Source organism: uncultured Croceicoccus sp., from assembly GCF_947496385.1.
Taxonomy (GTDB): domain Bacteria; phylum Pseudomonadota; class Alphaproteobacteria; order Sphingomonadales; family Sphingomonadaceae; genus Croceicoccus.
On record NZ_CANMCP010000013.1, the window covers coordinates 1 to 19,075 of the forward strand.

Genomic DNA, 19,075 nt, shown 5'->3' on the forward strand with positions numbered 1-19,075 from the left:
CATAAAACGCGCGCTCCGCGGCAAAATCGCTGGTGCCGTATCCGACATAGCGAATCTCGGTAACACGGGCGGTCATGGGCAATTCCTCTCTGCGGGGGGCGCGGCGAACGGGGTCGTCGCGCGTGCCAGGGGTTCAAACTATCGCCGCATCGCGAGGACACGACGGCAATGTATAGGAGGGAATGGGAAGCAACGGACGGGGTGTGGCACCGGATCGATCCGGTCCTTCCCCTCGCCGTTCAAAGCCCCTTTCCCCCGTCATATTATTAGAATGTGATTTCTAATTAAAGAACCGCCAAGCGTCAATGCCGCGCGCCGTGACGCTTTGCAAAAATCTCGGCCGAATTATCAGGGCGCATGTCACGCGAAAGGAATGCCAGGGCAATCGCGATCTTGGCGGGCGCCGGCCCCACCGATCTCGCCTTCGTTCTGTCTCCGCCAACCGAATAATAGGCCGTACCGACGACGGCGATGCCGAGCAGCCGGGCGGTTTTTCCCGGAGGATGGCAGAAGACGTGGAACGAGGACCCCGATGCCGACCATCACCCCTGCGCCGAAAGGAATAAGGACAAGAACAGTCTGAAGCGCACTCAGCCACACCCCCTGCTGTTGCTAGATGGCAAAAACGAGCAGGCATCCCATGCCGGCCATGGCGAAGCAGATTGCCGAGGGTACGCCCCCGCGGAACGTCTGGATGTCGCAAAATGCAGGCTCGATAATGGCGTGGGAGCTCTATGCCCGGCCCCGCCGCGCGCGATCACAGCCAGAGACGACAATCGCAGATGACGCGATTTTTGCGTACCACGAAAGCGCCCAATACGCCGGGCTACGGGGCATTGAACAGCCCGCCGAAGCCCGCGGCGAAGATCAACGCGCCGACCGGATCGATGCGCAGATCGTCAATCCTGACGCGCGAACAGCTGCATGCCCGAGAACCAGGGCCGCCGATCCCCACGAACCGGCGGCCCTGTGTTTTATATCAGGCCCTGCTTCAAAAGTCCGACCGCGTGGTCCGCCGCACGCGCAGTCAGCGCCATGTAGGTCAGCGAGGGATTCTGACACGCGGACGAGCTCATCTGCGCGCCGTCGGTCACGAACAGGTTGGGGATATCGTGCGCCTGGCTGAAACGGTTGAGCACGCTTGTCGCCGGATCCCAGCCCATGCGCGCCCCGCCCATTTCGTGGATCGCGCTTCCGCCCGCACCCGGACGGTCGAATCCCATGACGACATGCCCGCCCGCCTGGGTGAGCATCTGTGCCGCATCCTCTTTCGCCTGCGCGAGCGCGGCAAGCTCTTCCGCACCGAACGCAAAGTCGATCTTGAGCTGCGGAATGCCATGCGCATCGGTCTGCGTGGGGTGGAGCGTCAACCGGTTCGTCGCGCGCGGCACGCAATCCGCAAACGCCACCAGCACGACCTGCCACGGCCCGGGCGGTTGCAGCGATTCCTTGTACGCCGTGCCCACCCCGGCCTCGCGCTTGCCCCGGGTCCAGCCCGATTGCAGCGCGCCGCCCTGATACGAGTAACCGCGGGTGTGGCCCACCCCGTCCATGTCGTCCATGTTGCGATACCGTGCGATCACCACGCCCGTCGGACGGTTGCCGAAGGTCGTCACGTTCTCGAACCCCGGCATGATCGCCATCGCCGAAAGCGTGCTGGCGTGGTCCATGATATGCGTGCCGAGAACTCCGCTCGAATTGGCGAGACCGTTCGGCATCGCCTCGTTCGCGGAATTGAGCATCAGGTGAACCGAGTTGAAGCTCCCGGCGTTGAGGAACACCATGCGCGCCGTGGCGCTCGTCCGGGTGCCATCCTTGCGATTGACCCAGCGCACGCCGGTCACGCGGCCCCGCGCCGCATCGTAATCGACGCGTTCGACCACCGCATCGGTGACGAGCGTAAGATTGCCGGTCGCCTGCGCCGCGGGCAGCGTGCTCGACTGCGTGGAGAAATACGCGCCATAGGAGCATCCGCGCGCGCAGATCGAACGCGCCTGACACTGTCCCCGACCATTGATCGGCCGGGTGAGATTTGCGGTACGCCCGATGGTGAGCACGCGGTCGGACCAGCGCGAACGGATACGCTCGCGCGCGGCCTGCTCCACCGGGTTCAGATCCCACGGAGGCAGGAACTTGCCGTCGGGCAATTGCGGCAAGCCTTCCGCCGCGCCGGACACGCCGATGAATTCCTCCGCCTTGTCGTACCACGGGGCGAGATCGGCATAGCGCAACGGCCAGTCGGTGCCATTCCCGTCACGCTTGTTCGCGCCGAAATCGTAATCGGACCAGCGATAGCTCTGCCGCCCCCAGGTCAGCGAACGGCCACCGAGGTTATAGCTTCGGAACCAGTTGAAGTCGGTCGAGGCGCCCGTTTGATAGGGATTTTCGCGGTCGTTCACGAAGTGGTTTTCGGTGTATTCCGTGAAATGCCGGTTCAGCATCTGCACCGGGTGGTCGCGCGCCCACCGCTCGGCATCGCCGCTTCCGCGAAACGGCATTTCCCACGGCGTCTTCATCTCGGTTTCATAGCCGGTCTGGTGCGGGATGTCCTGCCCGCGCTCCAGCATCAACACCTTCAGCCCCGCCTCGGTCAGCTCCTTCGCCGCCCAGCCACCCGAAATTCCCGAGCCGACGACGATCGCGTCGAATTGCATGGCTTCACTCATCATCCAAACTCCACCGCAGTCCAGTCACTCGACCAGCTGCGCGTATCGGGGCCCATGGGAAGGGAAGAATCGTAGCGTCCCGGCACCAGCTCAAAACGCAACTCCTCCGATCCGCCGACCTGCGATGTGTAATATCCGGTCAGGATCAACCCCTTCACCTTGCGCCAGGGATGCGTATCGTTCCCCTCGGCAAAGGCTTCCTTGTCGAGCTCGGTCAGGATGCGGATATGGTCGCGCGGCGAGCGGCGGACAAAATCGCCGTTCGCCCGGCGATCCAGCTCGTGCTCGAGCCAGCTCACGTAACGCAGGCTGCCGTCGCGCCGGCGATATTCCGGAAACGCCCACGGCATTTCGGCCGATCCCGCCGGTTCGCGCGTCCCGTCCAGCCCGTGCGCGAGCGCCAGGATAACGAAATCGCCGGTGCCGACCTCGCCCGCACCGGCCGTGTCCGTGCGGGGGAGCACGGCCTGGCTGACCTGCGTCATCATCGTGCGCTGACGCTCCGAAGGCGCGTCTTTCTCATCCAGGTCGGACAATGAGACGGCGGCCACCGGAACCCCGATCGCGAGCGCGAGCAATGCCGCCCCGCCGAGAAAATCGCGACGGTCCCAGCCCGTCTTCTGCGTGCTCGTATCAGTCAATTCCCATGATCCGCTTGTTCAGGTCGCGATCCGCGCCGCCCTTGGCGAAATCGTCGAACGCATGCTCGGTGACCCGGATGATATGGTCGCGGATGAAAGGCGCACCCTCTGCCGCACCCTGCTCCGGATGTTTGAGCGCGCATTCCCATTCGAGCACGGCCCAGCCATCGAAATCGTTCTCCGCCATCTTGGAGAAGATCGCCTTGAAATCGACTTGCCCGTCGCCGAGCGAACGGAACCGTCCCGCCCGGTCGACCCAGCTTTGATAGCCGCCATAGACACCCTGCCGCCCGGTCGGATTGAATTCGGCGTCCTTCACGTGGAAGCACCGGATCCGCTCGCGGTAGATGTCGATGAAATCGAGATAGTCGAGCTGCTGCAGCACGAAATGGCTCGGATCGTAGAGGATGTTTGCGCGCGAATGGCCTCCTACACGGTCGAGGAACATCTCGAACGTGATCCCGTCGTGCAGATCCTCGCCCGGATGGATTTCATAGGCGACATCGACACCGTGCTCGTCAAAATGGTCGAGAATGGGGCGCCAGCGACGCGCCAGCTCCTCGAACGCATCCTCGACAAGGCCGGCGGGACGCTGCGGCCAGGGATAGAGATAGGGCCACGCCAGCGCGCCGGAAAAGGTCGCATGCCGGTCCAGCCCGAGCCGCTGGCTCACCACGGCGGCTTTCTTGACCTGATCGACGGCCCATTCCTGCCGCGCCTTGGGATTGCCGCGCACGTGCTCGGCGGCAAAACCGTCGAATGCCGCGTCATAGGCGGGATGCACCGCGACGAGCTGTCCTTGAAGATGCGTCGACAATTCGGTGATCGACAGGCCGTGCTGCTTCACCGTGCCCGCGATTTCGTCGCAATAATCCTTGCTTTCCGCCGCCTTGTCGAGGTCGAACAGCCGGGTTTCGAACGTGGGGATCTGCACCCCTTCGTAACCGAGGCCGGCCGCCCATTCGCAAATGGTGTCGAGCGAATTGAACGGCGCTGCGTCGCCCGCGAACTGCGCGAGGAAGATCGCCGGTCCCTTGATCGTTTTCATGATGTCGTGTCCATTTCAGTCCGTGAGTTTCGCCCAGCCCGCACTCGCCGCGTTGGCGCGCACGCAGGTGTCGATGAATTGCATCGACCGCAGCCCATCCTCCAGCCCCGGCAGGAACGGAGCCTCTCCGCCGCGCAGGATCGTCGCGAAATCGCGGTAGAGATTGGCGAAGGATTCCAGATAGCCTTCGGGATGTCCGCCGGGAATCCGCGTCAGCCGCGTCGCTTCGGCGCCGAGCGTGGGGTCGCCCGCGCGCAACAGCTGCGTCGTCCCGTCGAGCTTGTGAAACAGGACGCTGTTCGGCGTTTCCTGATGCCAGACCATGCCGCCCGCCTCCCCGTAAACGCGGATGCGCAGGCCGTTGAGCTCGCCGACCTCGATCTGGCTGGCGAGCAGCACGCCGCGCATCCCGCCTTCGAGGCGCAGAAGCACGGTGCAATCGTCATCGAGCGCCCGGCCCGGAACCACCGCACCGAGATCGGGAAGAACCTCGGTCACCGCGCGGCCCGTCACGAATTCGGCGAGGTTGAACGCATGCACGCCAATATCGCCGATGCACCCGCCGGCCCCCGCCTTGTCGGGATCGACCCGCCACTCGGCCTGCTTTCCCGTGGCCTCTCCGGCCAGCCACCCTTGCGGATATTCGACGACGACCTTCCTCAGCGCGCCGAGCGCGCCGGCGGCGATCCGCTCCCGCATCTCGCGGACCAGCGGATAGCCGGTGTAGGTGAAGGTCAGGCCATAGGGCAGCCCCGCATCGCGCACGGTTTCGGCCAGTTCGCGCGCCTCTGCCAGCGTGGCGGTCATCGGCTTGTCGCTCATGACCGGTATGCCGGCGCGCAGCGCCGCGCGCGCGGAGGGGAGATGGTTGTGATTGGGCGTCACGATCGACACGAAATCGATACCGTCGGCGCGCGCCTTTTCGGCGGCGAGCATGGTTTCAAGATCGGGATAGCCGCGCGCGGGGTCGATGCCGTAGGTTTCGGCGGCCTCGCGGCTGCGGCCCGCATCGCTCGAAAAGGCGCCGGCGACCAGCTCGATCTCGCGGTCGAGTTCCGCCGCGATGCGGTGAACCGGGCCGATGAAGGCACCCGGCCCGCCACCTACCATGCCCATTCTGAGGCGTGTCACTGAAATGCTCTCCCATCCCATTTTGTAATGGCAGTTCTATTTTGAATGCTGGGCAAAGGCAACCCCTGCCGCGCGGGGCGCGCACGCACGGTCGCGACCGCCCCGCACGGAAACGCGCGCGGGTATCGCGGCCCGGAAAATGCATGAGGGGCGAAGCCGCAAGGCCCCGCCCCCATGTCCGTTCCGGTCAGAGTCCCGGCGGCAATGCGCCGATGTCGAGTGTCAGCGAAATGCCGTCGTCTTCTGCGTGACGCGCCACGCGAACCTTGCATTCGCCCTCGGGATAGCGCCAGCCATCGTCCTGCCACGATGCGAAGGCACGGCGCGTCAGCGGCACGGTCACCCGCCCTTCCTCACCGGGGTCGAGCATGATCTTGGCAAAACCGACCAATGCGGTCTCGGGCGCATCCCTGTAGACCTGGACGACCTCGCTGCCCGCGCGGTCGTGCGTGTTGGACAGACGCAGCGAGAGACCGCCATCCTCCGCCCGCGCATCGTGCCAGTCGAAGCGGGCATAGCCCTGCCCCGCGCCGAGCGTGTGGCGCGCCCGCTTGCCCGCGCCGATGATGCCGCGATAGCCGACCCGCGTGCCGTCGTCATAGGCGAGCTTGCCATCCGCGTCCGGCTGGAGCCCGAGCGCGGGATAATCCGCCTCGCTCTGCGCGATGGAGACGGGCATCCGGCCGCCCGGCTCGACATCGCCGGCCAGCACCGCGGCGATTGCATCGGCGAACCCTTCGCCCGGATACCACACGGCAAGATGGGCCGCGGCCCCGTCTTCCCAGCTCGCATCATAGGCATGGCCGACATTGGCGATGACCACCGTGCGCGGATTGGCCGCCGACACCCGCTCGATCAGCCGGAGCTGCAATTCGGGCAGCAGCGTATCCTTGCGGTCCTTGCTTTCGACCGAGCTGTCGGAGGTTTCGCCCACGAACAGGAACACCGTATCGGCCCGCGCCGCGGTGTCCTCCGCCTCGCTCAGCATTTGCTCCACGCTGCCCGGTTCGCGGACGCCATACCAAAGCCCGTGGACGCGCGCGGCCTCGAACGGGAATTCGACGACGATTTCGACCGACTGCCCCTTTGTCAGGGTGACCGACGTGCTCTCGCTGTCCCCGGATTTCAGCACGCCCATCGTGTCGCCCGGCGGCGTTTCGGTGGTCGCCACGATTTCCTCGCCATCGACGAACATCCGGGCCTTGCCCGTCGCGCCGAGGTGGAACGCGTGCGCCCCGTCCTTCGCCGCGCGATAGATACCCGATGCGCGGATCGACCCGCCATTGGCGAAATCGGCCTGATCGTGCATGCCGGTGAACCAGACCAGCGAATTGGTATCGCGCGTTTCCCGGGTCATCGGCGTGCCGCTGCAATCGGACGACGCGAAATATTCGAGCGTCATGCCGCTCGTGCAGCCGTCGCCGATATCCTGCGCCGGGCTGACCGCCATGAACGGCAGGCGCGGCGCCGGATCGACACCGGGTGCGAACAGGACGGTAGCGTCCTTTTCATACCGCGCACGGACCGTCTGCTCGGGCGTGGGGAGATCGGGCCGGACCGAAATCTTGGCAAAGGTGCCGCCCTGGAAACAGGGGGCGGCCGCATTCGGGCCGATGATCGCGACGGTCCCGGCCTTCGCGGGGGCGAGCGGGAGGATATCGCCCTCGTTCTTGAGCAGGACGAAACCCGCCGCCGCCGCCTCGGCGAGAAGGCTACGCGCCTCGGCATCGGTATAGGGGCGCGATTTTGCCCCCGTCGCATTTTTCGCGAGGCCGGCGACACGCGCGGCGGCATCGTCGACGCGCGATTGCGGCACGTCGCCTGCGGCCACGGCCTCCGCCGCCTTCGGCCCGAGAAAGCGGAACGGGCCCGGCATCTCCAGATCGAGACCGGCGTTGAGCGTCGGCGCGGTCGAATGCGTCCCGAACCAGTCCGACATGATCGCCCCGCGGTAATTCCAGTCGCCCTTCACGATCTCGGTCATGACGTGATATTGTTCGGCGCAATAATCGCCGTTCACCCGGTTATAGGCGGCCAGCATCCCGAAACAGCCCGCATCGGCGGCATATTCGAACGGCAGCAGGTAGATTTCGCGCAAGGTGCGTTCATCGATCTGAATATCGACGGTGTCGCGCGCGGTCTCGCTATCGTTGCAGACCAGATGCTTGGCGACGGATGCGGTCCCGGTGGACTGCAACCCCGCGATCCAGCAGCCGCCGAGAATGCCGGTCAACAGCGGATCCTCGGAGAAATATTCGAACGCCCGCCCGGCAAGCGGGCTGCGCGCGAGGTTGATATTGGGGGCGAGCACCGCATCGACCTCGCGCTCGACCGCTTCCTGCCCGACCAGCGCGCCGATGCGACGGACAAGATCACGGTCCCAGCTCGCGCCTAGCAAGGTGGCGCACGGGCTGAGCCGGGCAATATCACGCTCGTCCACCTTGCCGCTGGCGATGCCCATCGGGCCATCGCTCATCGCGAAGGCTACGATGTCGGCAGACGGCACCGCAACGCTCGACCACATCGTACCGCCGGCGGTGAGCGCGGCGGCATCTTCGAGTTTCAGATCAACCATGTCGCGCTAAGGCTCCCATTACGTGTTGTTTGGTGTCCGTGGCCGTACGCACGAACGGAGGGTAGGACGCGCATTTGCACGCCGAAATTCATCGCAGGCTTCCCCGCCATCGACGCCGCCGTTGATGGGCGCGATGGTCGCCGCCGTCTCACCAAGGTTCCGGCGATCGGGATGGACCGGGTCCATTTCATCGATGTCGAGGACGGCATTTTCGAACAGGATGTCGATACGCGAAAGCAGGCGGCAGGGTCCATTTCACCCGCAAAGGTTTCATGCCGACAGGAATGACGGCTCACGCCCCGCTCGATCGCCATCGTTCACCCTCCCCGCGCGCCATGCGCAATGGCCGCGCTGTGTGCCGCATCGGAAACCTTGCGTGCACCGCGCATGCCACCATTCTTAATTAGAATTGGCATTCTATATAAAATTGACGGGCGGTCAAGCTGGCCACCGTCCGCCGTCCGGCAAAACCGGACGTCAGACAGCGTGCCATCGCGCCCCGCACGCAGACGCGCGCCCTCCAGAAAGGAGCGCGCGCGTTGCAATCTCACGAAGGGTCGAAGCGGCTCCGATTGCCCTCGCAATGCCGCCTGCCCGAAGGAAGGCGACCTTCTGCGATCAGAATTCGACGCCGACCCGCACGCCATAGGTGCGCGGTGCACCGAAGGTGAGGTTGAAATTGTCGTCAGGCCCGGCCGAAACGAACGAGGCATAGGCCAGCGGCTGCGCGTCTTCCAGATTGCGCACGAAACCCTGAATGCTCCACATCTCGCTGTCCGGCTGATACTTCAGGCTGAGATCGGTCTGCGTGAAGGCGTCCTGCTTGCTCGACCGGTAATTGAAGATGTCGAGGAAATAGGCGCTCTTGAAGCGGGAGAACGCGCTGGCCGTAACCGTGCCCGACGTGCCCAGATCGAAGATGTGGTCGTAGCCCAGCGTGATCGTCACGTCCGGCGATTGCGGCAGGGTATTGCCGGCGAGGTTCGGCGGCGAGACGCCCGGACCGGGGTCGAGATCGGCAAGACCGTTATTGCCCGGATTGACCGTGTCCAGGACCGCGTAGGAGGCGAGCAGCTCGTCATATTGTGCGTTCAGATAGTTGAACGACGCGCTGAAGAAATCACGCGGGCTAAGCTCGAAGCTGCCTTCGACCTCGATGCCCCAGATGGTCGCGGCACCGGCGTTGAAGACCCGCTGACCCACGCTCGGATCGAGAAGGACGGCGGTCTGCAAATCCTTGTAGTCGTAGTAAAAGCCAGCGGCATTGATGGTATGCTCGCCGACCGGGCCGAGCCCAAGCTTCGCACCGGCTTCGTAGGCGGTGTTGGTTTCCGGTGCATACTGCCCGACGCTGTCGAAGCCGCCAGCCTTGTAGCCGGTCGAAACCTTCGCATAGAGCAGCGTGTCCAGATTGGGCTTGTAGTTCACGCCCGCCAGCCAGGTCAGCTTCTCGTTGTCCTGCTTCAGGTCGATGATCGACGGCGGCGGACCTTCGGGAGCGACAGGCCCGGTGTTGAAGCGGAAACCATAATTGCCGTAAACGCCGTCGCGCCGGTCGATGGTGTAGCGCAGGCCGCCCACGACCGTGATCTGATCGGTCACGGCATATTCGGCCTGACCGAAACCGGCGTAGCTCTTCGACGTGGCATCACGGGTGAACGAGTTGATGAAGCTGCCGTTGGGCGCGATGAACGGGCTGAACAGACCGCGAGCCAGACTCAGCTCTTCCCTGTAGAAGAACACGCCGCCCTGATAGGTCAATGCGCCGGTTTCGCCGCCCACGCGCAATTCGTGGCTCTGCGTTTCGGTCCGGTTGCCGAATTCGAAGAAGACATAGTTCGGCAGCGAAAGGTCGGCATCCTGATCCGTCCGGCGATACCCGCCCAGATAGGTCAGCGTCGCACCGCCAAGGTCATATTCGACGTTCGCGCGCGCCGCGTAGCTGTCCTGCTTATTCTCATTGAGCGGGATCTGCGGGAGCGGGCCGTCATAGTTGGAACGGTCACCGAACGCGTCCTGAACCTCGGTGCGCGTGGGGATGCATTGCCCGCCCGGAATCAGCGGCGCGGCATCTTCGAAACCGTTCTGCGAACAATCGGCGCCCGGCCCGTTGCCCGGCGCGTTGAAATCGAAGGACGCGAAGGCCGGCACGATGTTCCGATTGCGGACATATTCGCCCGACACGTCAATGGTCAGACGATCGGTCGGCAGGATGCTCAACGTGGCGCGCGCACCCAGATTGTCGGCCGTACCGCTGCGGACGCGGTCATTGCCTGCAGCCGCCCGGTTCGGGTGGAAGAAATAGCCGTCACGCTTGTTGTAAAGACCCGAGACGCGCAGCCCGGCAATCTCGCCGAGCGGAAGATCCACGCCGCCCTCGACCTTCACATGGTTGTAATTGCCATAGGTGGCGTTGACGTCGGCGCCGAATTCGGTCCCCGCCTTGCGCGTGATGAAATTGATCGCGCCGCCGGTCGCGTTGCGGCCATAAAGCGTGCCCTGCGGCCCGCGCAGGACCTCGATCCGCTCAATGTCGAACAGGGCGAGGTTCAGCACGTTGGGACGGTTGATATACTCACCGTCGATGTTGATCGCGACGGACTGATCCTGCGCTTCGTCGTTCGAATTGGTGCCGACGCCGCGGACCGCGACGCGGGTGTTGTTCGCGTCCTGCGTGATGTTGAGGACCGGCGCGATGCGAGTCAGATCCTGAAAATCGGTGATGCCGGCATCCTCGATCGCGTCGTCGCCGAAGACGTCGATCGCGATGGGAACGTCCTGCACGTTCTGCGAACGATTCTGCGCCGTCACGATGATCACATTGGCGTCAACGCCGGGATCGGACTCGGCACCAGGAATCGCATCCTGAGCCAGTGCCGGGCCTGCCACAGCAAACAGCGCACAGCCGCTCATGAGGGTACGATTGACCCGTGAAATTCGCATTTATACTCTCCCAGAAACAACCGCCATTGGCGGGTAACCATTAATTAGAATTGGCCTTCTAGTTATAGTTTACGGATTGTCAATCCATCCGGCTGAGGCCGACGCAACCAATGGCGAGCTGCTTGGCCATCGCGTCGAATTGCGCCGCAATCTGCGGGTCGCTGACGCTTCCGTCCTCGGCAAAAGGCTTCTGTTCGATCGAATTGATCGCGATTCCCATCGGCGTCGGCCAGCCCCGCATTGCGTGGATGATTCCCCGCAGCGCGGCGAGCGTCACCCCGCCCGCCTGCCAACCCGCCGCGGACACGAGCAGCCCGACGGGGCGCCCGTCGAAATAAGGCCGCTCATCCTCCCGCAGATCCTCCAGCAGGTCGATCGCGTTCTTGATCAGCCCCGAAACGCCGCCGTGATAGCTTGGCGAGGCGATGACGATGCCGTCGGCCCGCCGGACCGCCTCGACCAGTTCCTTTTCCCCCTCGGTCCGCTCCGGCTGATAAGGATCGAAATGGGGCAGCGCCGCAAGGCGTTCGCCTCCGAACAGTTCGACATGCGCCCCGTGCGAGGCACAGATGTCGAGCACCGAACTCACGAGGAGTTCAGTGCTCGAACGGGGGCGCTGCGTTCCGCCGATGCCGACGATACGCGGCTGACGCGCCATTATTTCAGCTCCGGCATGACGCGCGTCGACAACAGGTCGAGCGTCTGGTTGCCGAGGCGCAGCTTCTCCTCCGTCAGCGGGCCGGTCAGCGTTCCGCAGAGGATGTTGCCGATGCCGAGATCGCGATAGGGACGCAGATGCTCCACCACCGTTTCGGGCGAGCCATACAGGCACCACGTCCCGATCCAGTCCTCGGTCAGGGCGTTGGGGGTGCGGTCGGTCTTCTTGTTCGCATCGTCGCTTTCGGCGCGCGCGTTGAATTCCGCCTCGCGTTCGATCGCATCCTGATATGCGCGCAGGATGACCTCGAGTTCCTCGCGGGCCTGCTCGTCCGTCTCGGCGACGTGAACGCACTGATACGTGTGGGTGGTCCAGCCCAGCGCGCGGTTGATCGTCGCCTTGTCATGACCCGAAGAGGTCAGGATATCCTTGTAGGCGGTGAAATATTTGTGAACATGCTTGAACGGTTCGGTGCCGCCGATCTGCGGCGGCGTGAACGCCGGAATGAACGCCGGCCAGCCGTTTTCGCCGGCGCGGCGCGTGCTCGCCTCCTTCATGGCGACGGGCATGAGCGGGGCGTGCCCCTTGGTATAGGCGATCGGCGCGATGCGTTGCAGCACGCGGCCACGATGCGGGCCGTTTTCGAATTCGATCGCCGGGTCGTTCATCTCCTTGGCCCAGAGCTGCTCGGCAATCTCGAGATTGCGATCGGAGACGTCCTTCGATTCGGCGTAATTGACGCCGAGACCTATCATTTCCTCCGGCGTGGTGCCGCTGCCGACACCGACCAGCAGCTTCCCGTCGGTCAGCTGATCGAGGATATTGATACGCTCGGCCAGGCGGACGGGGTGATGCAGGGGCACCGACACGACCGAGAAACCGAAGTGCATGTCCGGCATCTGCGCGGCGAGATAGGCAGCAAAGATGAAGCTGTCGCTCGCGATCGGCATGTAGCCGTTGAAATGGTGATCAGGCATGAAAATCGCGTCGAAGCCGCAATCGCGGGCCTTCAATGCGTGCTTTTCCAGATCCTTGATAAGCTTTCGGTCGTCTTCCGGCCGCATCGCGCGCGCATTCAGAAATACGGAGAACCGCATGCTCCCATCCTTTCCCATAAAAATTATAACGGCTCCATCAACCCGAATTAGAATTGAGGTTCTTATTCCTTTGATGCTTTTGTTGCGCATGTCAACCCGGCGCCCCGGTTCCGGTATGGAGAAAATTGCCTCGCTGGCGGAACGCGGCGCGCCGTGCAGGGCGCCCATGGCGCGAAGCCGAAATCGAGCCGGAGCGTTGAGAAAGCAGCGCCGATTTCGCCGCTTCGGGCGTACGCGCGCGGACGACGTAACGGCCGGATTGATCTGCTTCTATTTGCGAAAGCGTTGGCCGCCGGGTTCTACCCCAGGATCGGGGAATCGCGCGCGTCGGCAATCGGTGCCGAGCCGCGCACCCTTCCCTCATCGGCGCGACCGGGCGAGCGCCGCGAGAGTGCCGCGCGGCCTATCGCGATCGTATGAGCAGGCTCGCGCGCATGCTGCACGCCATGGTGGGATAGCGCACGCGGCGACGCATCGCGTTGCCGGGTGGCAAGGCCTGCGTCCCGCTCAACGATCCGGAGCGAAGGGCGGCGCGCCGAACGCCGCCGCCATGCTTACGATTCGTGCCCTTCGTCCGCGCCGGGAAGATGCGGGGCCATATCGGCATATTCGGTTTCATGCGTCTCGATCACGCCGCGGCCGACCGCACTGCGCCTGCGGCTGTACCCGAAATACAGGAACAGCCCGATCACCGACCATACCGGCAGAACCAGCATGGCCTCCGACGGAAGATTGATGAACAGGAACGCGCAGCCCGCGATCGTCGCCGGGCCGATGAGCCAGAGCGCCGGCACACGGAAATGCCGGTGCCGTTCGGGGTCGCTGCGACGCAGCATCATCACCGCCACCGCCACCATCAAAAACGCGTAAAGCGTGCCCGCGTTCGCAATATCGGCAAGCGCGCCAACCGGGAAAAATGCGGAGCCCACGGCGACAATGACGCCGGTAATCGCCGTCACGACATAGGGCGTGTTCCAGCGCGGATGCACCCTGGACAAGACCTCGGGCAGCAATCCGTCACGGCTCATCACGAAGAAGATGCGCGTCTGCGCGAACAGCAGCACGAGGATCACCGACGGCAGCGCGAGGAACGCCGCAATACCCAGCATGTTGCCCACGCCCGAAAACCCGATTTGCCGCAGGACATGGGCGAGCGCCTCGTCCGAACAGACAAGCGCGGCGGCGTGTTGCGGCAGCGCGCATTGACGGGCCAGCTCCTCGGACCCTGCGGGGAACGGGATGCCGCCCGGCCCCATGATCGGCTGTCCGCCGATGGTGCCGATCGCGCCCGCGGCCACCAGGATGTAGAACACGGTACAGAACAGCAGCGACCCGACCAGCCCGATCGGTACGTTGCGCTGCGGATTGCGGGTTTCCTCGGCCGCGGTGGAAACCGCGTCGAACCCGACATAGGCGAAGAAGATCGTCGCCGCCGCGCCGACCGCGCCGACGCCCGAACCGCCCGGCCCCAACAACCCCGCCGGCAGGAACGGGTTGAACCGGTCGACATTGAATTCGGGGCTGGTGAACGTAAGCGCGATGAAAATGGTGAGCGCCGTCACCTTGATCGCGACCAGCACGGCATTGACGCGCGCACTCTCGCTCGTGCCGAGCATCAGCAGGCCCGTGATGAGCAGCGCGATGAACATGGCGGGCAGGTTGATGAATCCCCCCGGCTCCCCGCCCAGCGCCAGCGGCCCCGCCGCCAGCCATTGCGGCAGATGTATTCCGAAAAACTCGTTCAGGATCGTCCCGCTGAAATAGCCGGACCATCCGACCGACACCGCCGATGCGGCAATCGCATATTCGAGGATTAGCGCCCACCCCACGGTCCAGGCCAGCAATTCGCCCACCGTCGCATAGGAATAAGTGTAGGCCGATCCCGCGACCGGGATCATCGCGGCAATTTCGGCATAGCAGAGCGCGGCAACCACGCAGACGAGCCCGGCAATCACGAAAGCCAGCATCAGCCCCGGCCCCGCTTTCTGCGCGCCGGCGGCGGTGAGCACGAAAATGCCCGTGCCGATGATGCAGCCGATCCCGAACAACATGAGCTGTATCGGGCCGAGCGTGCGTTTTAACGATTTCTTCTGAGCCGTCGCGAGAATAGCGTCGAGCGGCTTTACCCTGTCGAATAGCATCGGGTCTTGAACTCCCAGGCCCGCAGCGAAACATCTCCGCCCTGCCAGCCTGCATCGCGCCTGTTTACCCGGTTTTCGAACCGCGACAATCGCAAAAAACGCGGCGCGCACGCTTCGCCTGAAATGACGCGGCGCGGACTTCGGCGGGCGCGGCAACGGGACCGCGCGCGACGCCCCCTGCCCTGCACGAAATCTGCACGACATGGACACAGCTTGCCCATTGCTTTCGCACGCCGGCCCACATCCGGCGCGGGCATGAAAAGGGCGAACAGACGGAGACAGCCCATGCCCATTTCCCGCGCCGTGCCGCAATCCGCGCGGTTTCGCTTCCTTGCAAAGCTGGCGATGGCGGCCATTCTGCTCGCATTGTCCGATGCGGTGTTTTTCGGATATCGCGGCGGCTCCGTCATGGGCGCTTTCGCGCTCGTCTGGCTTTTGTGCGTGGCGGTGTCGCAACCGTCCGCGCGGCGATCGCGCGCAGGCAGGATCGGCATCGCGGCGGCGTTCTTATATGCGCTCGTCCTGATCCTCGATCCGGGGGTGCTGGCGGTGCTGCTGTTCCTGACCGCGATAGGCAGCGTTGCGTTGCTTGCGCGCCATGATTTCGATCATGCCGGATACTGGTTCGTGCGGCTCTGCATCCTTGCGGCATTGGCGCCGTTTCGCGTGGCGATCGATCTTGCCCATGCGATGCGGCTTCTGCCACGCGATGGCACGCGCACACGTTCCATCGCCCTGCATGTCGCGATGCCGTTCGCCGGGGGCGCGATCTTCCTCCTGCTGTTCGCAAGCGCCAATCCCGTGATCGGCGATGTCTTCGCCGCCGCCATGCCGGACATGGAGCTCTTCGTCCTGCACGGGGTCCTGTTGCTCGTGACGTTGTGCCTTGTCTGGCCCTCGTTGCGGCCGCGCACGGTGCGCATGTCGGAACGGATGCGATTGTCGCGCGATGCCGCGTTCGACGCGCCGGTGACCGCGATGCTGCTCACGCTCGGCGTGTTCAATGCCGTCTTCATGGTGGAAAACACGCTCGATCTCGTCTTCCTGTGGAGCGGCGCAGCCTTGCCCGACGGGGTTACGCTGGCCGATTATGCACATCGCGGCGCCTATACACTCATTCTGACGGCGCTTCTGGCGGGGGGATTCGTGCTTTTCGCGCTGCGCCCCGGCTCGCCGGCGGCGGCGAATGGCGGCGTGCGTGCGCTCCTGCTCGCCTTCGTGGCGCAGAACATCCTGCTCGTCGCGTCCAGCATGCTGCGCCTCGTCGATTATATCGAGGCCTATTCCCTCACCGTGCTGCGCATCGCGGCGCTCGCCTGGATGGTAAGCGTCGCCATCGGGCTCGTGCTCATCTGCTGGCGCTTGATGGCCGGGCGGTCGGCGGGTTGGCTCATCAATGCGAACGCGCTCGTTCTGATGGGCATGCTGAGCCTTTTCGGGATCGTCGATGCGGGTGCGGTTGCGGCGGCATGGAACGTTCGCCACGCCCGCGATGGCAATGCGCTCGATCTCTGCTACCTCGAATCTCTGGGCACATCGTCGCTTATCCCGCTGATAGAATTGCGAATTGCGTCGGTGAGCCCCGTGACGCAGGATCGCGCCGCCCAGCTGAGCGAACGGATCCATGCCGACCTCCGCGCATCGCAATCCCACTGGCAGGGGTGGAGCGTGACCGGCGCGCGCCGTCTTGAAAAGGCCGATCGCATGCTCCGTGACGCGCCGAAATCGCCCGGTCGGAAGTGGGATGGACGCGCATGCGACGGAGCGCCCATGGCGTCCGATGCGAGCGCGGCGCGCGGCGAAGGATTGACGGGCGTGAAAAAGCCGTGATCCTGTCCCCCATGCCGCGCCGGATCCTCATTGTCGACGACGACCCCCATATTCGCCAGTTGCTCGGCTTCGCGCTCGGCAAGTCGGGGCTCGACACGATCGAGGCGGAGGATGGGGAGGCTGCGCTTGCCGCCGTCGCCGCCCGCGCCCCCGATCTTGTCATCCTGGACATCAACATGCCGCGCATGGACGGGCTGGAAACGTGCCGACGCCTGCGCGCGCAAAGCGATGTGCCGATCCTGTTCCTGTCATCCCGTGACGAGGAGATCGATCGCGTGATCGGCATCGAAATGGGCGCCGACGACTACGTGGTAAAGCCGTTTTCCCCGCGCGAAGTAACCGCGCGGGTGCAGGCGATCCTGCGCCGCGGCGCGACGCGCGGACCGGGCGGCGAATGCGCCGGCGGACGTATAGTGCACAACAGCCTTTCCATCGATGGCGAAGGCTGGCGCGCGGCGTGGGACGGTACGGACGTGCCGCTCACCGTGACGGAATTCGCGACATTGCGCACGCTCGCCTCGGCACCGGGCCGGGTGTTCAGCCGCGACGCGATCATCGACCACGTGCACGGCCCGGGCTTTGCCGTCACCGACCGCACCATCGACAGCCATATCCGCAATTTGCGCGCCAAATTCGCGGCGGTGGGCGCCACGACGCTGATCGAAACGCGGGCCGGCATCGGCTATACGCTCGGCCCCTGCACCGCCGCCGATGACTGACGACCGAAGCATGCGGACATCATGACCGGGGCAGGAGCGGGCATCAGACCGTGGATCAGGGCGCACTGGCCACGCCTGCGCCTGCGCACCATCGTGTTCGCCACGCTGTTCATCGTGGCCGCGCTCCCCGGAATTGCGGCGATGTTCCTGCGCGTCTACGAAAACACGCTGGTTCGTCAGACCGAGGGCGAGCTTGTCGCGCAGGGCGCCGCCCTCGCCGCGATTGCCGCCGCGGACTGGCCCGGCGCGCCACCGCCCCGCACCGCGCGCACAGGCTTTCGCCCGGAACCGCCACGCATCGACCTGAGCCGCAGCGCGGTCCTGCCCGAGCGCCCGGTGCCGGTCCCAGCCGCCCCTGCGGACAAGTCGGCAACGATGGTGGCGACGGCGCTCGCACCCGTGTTTGCGCAGACCAACAGCGTCACCCTCGCGGCCATTCTCCTCCTCGACAGCCAAGGCCGGATTGCCGGGCCGGGTGCAGGCGCAAGCCTTGCCGCCCTGCCCGAGGTACGCGCCGCATTGAACGGCCGGCCCGCCACGGTGCTGCGCCGCGCGCGCGCCGATCGCGCCGCCTATCGCCTCGAATGGCTGTCGCGCGCCGCGGCCGTGCGCCTGCATCATGCCCGGCCCGTGGTGGTGGACGGGCGCGTCGTCGGCGTGCTGCTCCTGTCGCGGCAGGCGCGCAATCTGTTTCGCGGGCTTTACGCCGATCGGGGGAAGATCGCGCTCGGCGTGGCTGCGATCCTCGCCCTGCTCATCGTGTTGAGCGGCGTGCTGTCACGCGCGATCGTCCGCCCGGTGGAGGCGCTTGGCCGCGCGACGCGTGCGCTCGGCACCGCGGAAGGGTCGATCCCTGAACCGCCCCGCACCGCCGCGGTCGAGATCCAGGGGCTCTATACCGATTTTGCGCGCATGGCCGATGCGATCGAGCGACGCTCGCGCTACCTGCGCGATTTCGCCCATGCGGTCAGTCACGAGTTCAAGACGCCGCTGTCCGGTATCCGCGGCGCGCTCGAAATCCTGTCCGACCATGGCGATGACATGTCGCCGGACGAACGCGCGCGCTTCCTCGCCAATGCGGATGCCGATGCCGCCCGGCTCACCCTGCTCGCGACGCGCCTGCTCGAACTCGCGCGCGCCGATCTCGGCACCGGCGGATCGGGCGACACCGGCGACCTGCGCGACGTGCTGCTGCGCCTGTCCGATGCGCAGAATCGTAAGGCGTTCACCGTCGCGGTCGACTGCGAGCCCGGCCTGCCCCCCGTCGCGATGGCCGAAGCCTCCCTCGACGCGGTGATCAGCGCACTCATCGAAAACAGCAGGCAGGCCGGCGCCATTTCCATCGCGTTCCGTGCCGGGGTCGAGAGCGGCGCCGCACACCTGATCGCGCAGGATGACGGCCCCGGCATTCCCGACGCGGATCGGGATCGCGTGTTCGAGCCGTTCTTCACCACACGCCGGACATCGGGCGGGAGCGGGCTCGGCCTTCCCATCGTGCGGTCGCTGATCGAGGCAGCGGGCGGAACGCTCACGCTCATGGAGAGTGCGGACGGCGCGTGTTTTCGCATCGTCCTTCCGCTCGCCTGACGCCGTTTCGCCGAAATCGGCCGGATAATTGCACGACGA

At 65.0% G+C, this 19,075-nt stretch carries 12 protein-coding genes; 3 read left to right on the forward strand and 9 right to left on the reverse strand.

The window, feature by feature from the left end:
* Positions 1-974: 974 nt before the first annotated feature.
* The 9 genes from Q0897_RS14310 to Q0897_RS14350 form a co-directional block, all read right to left on the reverse strand.
* Entirely contained in the window at positions 975-2,654 is a 1,680-nt protein-coding gene (locus Q0897_RS14310; RefSeq protein ID WP_299310074.1) for a GMC family oxidoreductase, read from the reverse strand.
* Positions 2,655-2,665: 11 nt separating this feature from the next.
* Positions 2,666-3,307, reverse strand: a complete 642-nt coding sequence (locus tag Q0897_RS14315; protein ID WP_299310075.1) for a gluconate 2-dehydrogenase subunit 3 family protein — start codon at positions 3,305-3,307, stop codon at positions 2,666-2,668.
* Positions 3,300-4,355 carry a sugar phosphate isomerase/epimerase gene (locus Q0897_RS14320; RefSeq protein ID WP_299310076.1) on the reverse strand — a complete coding sequence of 352 codons (1,056 nt, stop codon included), beginning with the start codon at positions 4,353-4,355 and terminating at the stop codon, positions 3,300-3,302. The genes Q0897_RS14315 and Q0897_RS14320 overlap by 8 nt, the downstream gene beginning before the upstream one ends.
* Before the next feature lie 15 nt (positions 4,356-4,370).
* Positions 4,371-5,486 (reverse strand): Gfo/Idh/MocA family oxidoreductase, encoded by a 1,116-nt coding sequence (locus Q0897_RS14325; protein ID WP_299310077.1) that lies wholly within the window; start codon positions 5,484-5,486, stop codon positions 4,371-4,373.
* A gap of 187 nt (positions 5,487-5,673) precedes the next feature.
* Positions 5,674-8,061 carry a glycoside hydrolase family 3 C-terminal domain-containing protein gene (locus tag Q0897_RS14330; protein WP_299310078.1) on the reverse strand — a complete coding sequence of 796 codons (2,388 nt, stop codon included), beginning with the start codon at positions 8,059-8,061 and terminating at the stop codon, positions 5,674-5,676.
* A 618-nt stretch (positions 8,062-8,679) separates the two neighbouring features.
* Complete coding sequence (locus Q0897_RS14335; protein WP_299310079.1) at positions 8,680-10,974, reverse strand: TonB-dependent receptor; 2,295 nt, start codon at positions 10,972-10,974, stop codon at positions 8,680-8,682.
* 109 nt (positions 10,975-11,083) lie between these two features.
* Complete coding sequence (locus tag Q0897_RS14340) at positions 11,084-11,662, reverse strand: NADPH-dependent FMN reductase (RefSeq protein WP_299310080.1); 579 nt, start codon at positions 11,660-11,662, stop codon at positions 11,084-11,086.
* Complete coding sequence (locus Q0897_RS14345; protein WP_299310081.1) at positions 11,662-12,759, reverse strand: LLM class flavin-dependent oxidoreductase; 1,098 nt, start codon at positions 12,757-12,759, stop codon at positions 11,662-11,664. The genes Q0897_RS14340 and Q0897_RS14345 overlap by 1 nt, the downstream gene beginning before the upstream one ends.
* Positions 12,760-13,313: 554 nt before the next feature.
* Positions 13,314-14,900 (reverse strand): amino acid permease, encoded by a 1,587-nt coding sequence (locus tag Q0897_RS14350; protein ID WP_299310082.1) that lies wholly within the window; start codon positions 14,898-14,900, stop codon positions 13,314-13,316.
* A gap of 285 nt (positions 14,901-15,185) precedes the next feature.
* Between Q0897_RS14350 and Q0897_RS14355 the strand changes: the two genes are divergently transcribed.
* The 3 genes from Q0897_RS14355 to Q0897_RS14365 are packed head-to-tail and all read left to right on the forward strand — an operon-like array spanning position 15,186 to position 19,036.
* Positions 15,186-16,730, forward strand: a complete 1,545-nt coding sequence (locus tag Q0897_RS14355) for a DUF4173 domain-containing protein (RefSeq protein ID WP_299310083.1) — start codon at positions 15,186-15,188, stop codon at positions 16,728-16,730.
* Positions 16,727-17,449, forward strand: a complete 723-nt coding sequence (locus Q0897_RS14360) for a response regulator transcription factor (protein WP_299310084.1) — start codon at positions 16,727-16,729, stop codon at positions 17,447-17,449. The genes Q0897_RS14355 and Q0897_RS14360 overlap by 4 nt, the downstream gene beginning before the upstream one ends.
* A 21-nt stretch (positions 17,450-17,470) precedes the next feature.
* Positions 17,471-19,036: a HAMP domain-containing sensor histidine kinase gene (locus Q0897_RS14365; RefSeq protein WP_299310085.1), complete on the forward strand. Its 1,566-nt coding sequence runs from the start codon at positions 17,471-17,473 to the stop codon at positions 19,034-19,036.
* Positions 19,037-19,075: the final 39 nt, after the last annotated feature.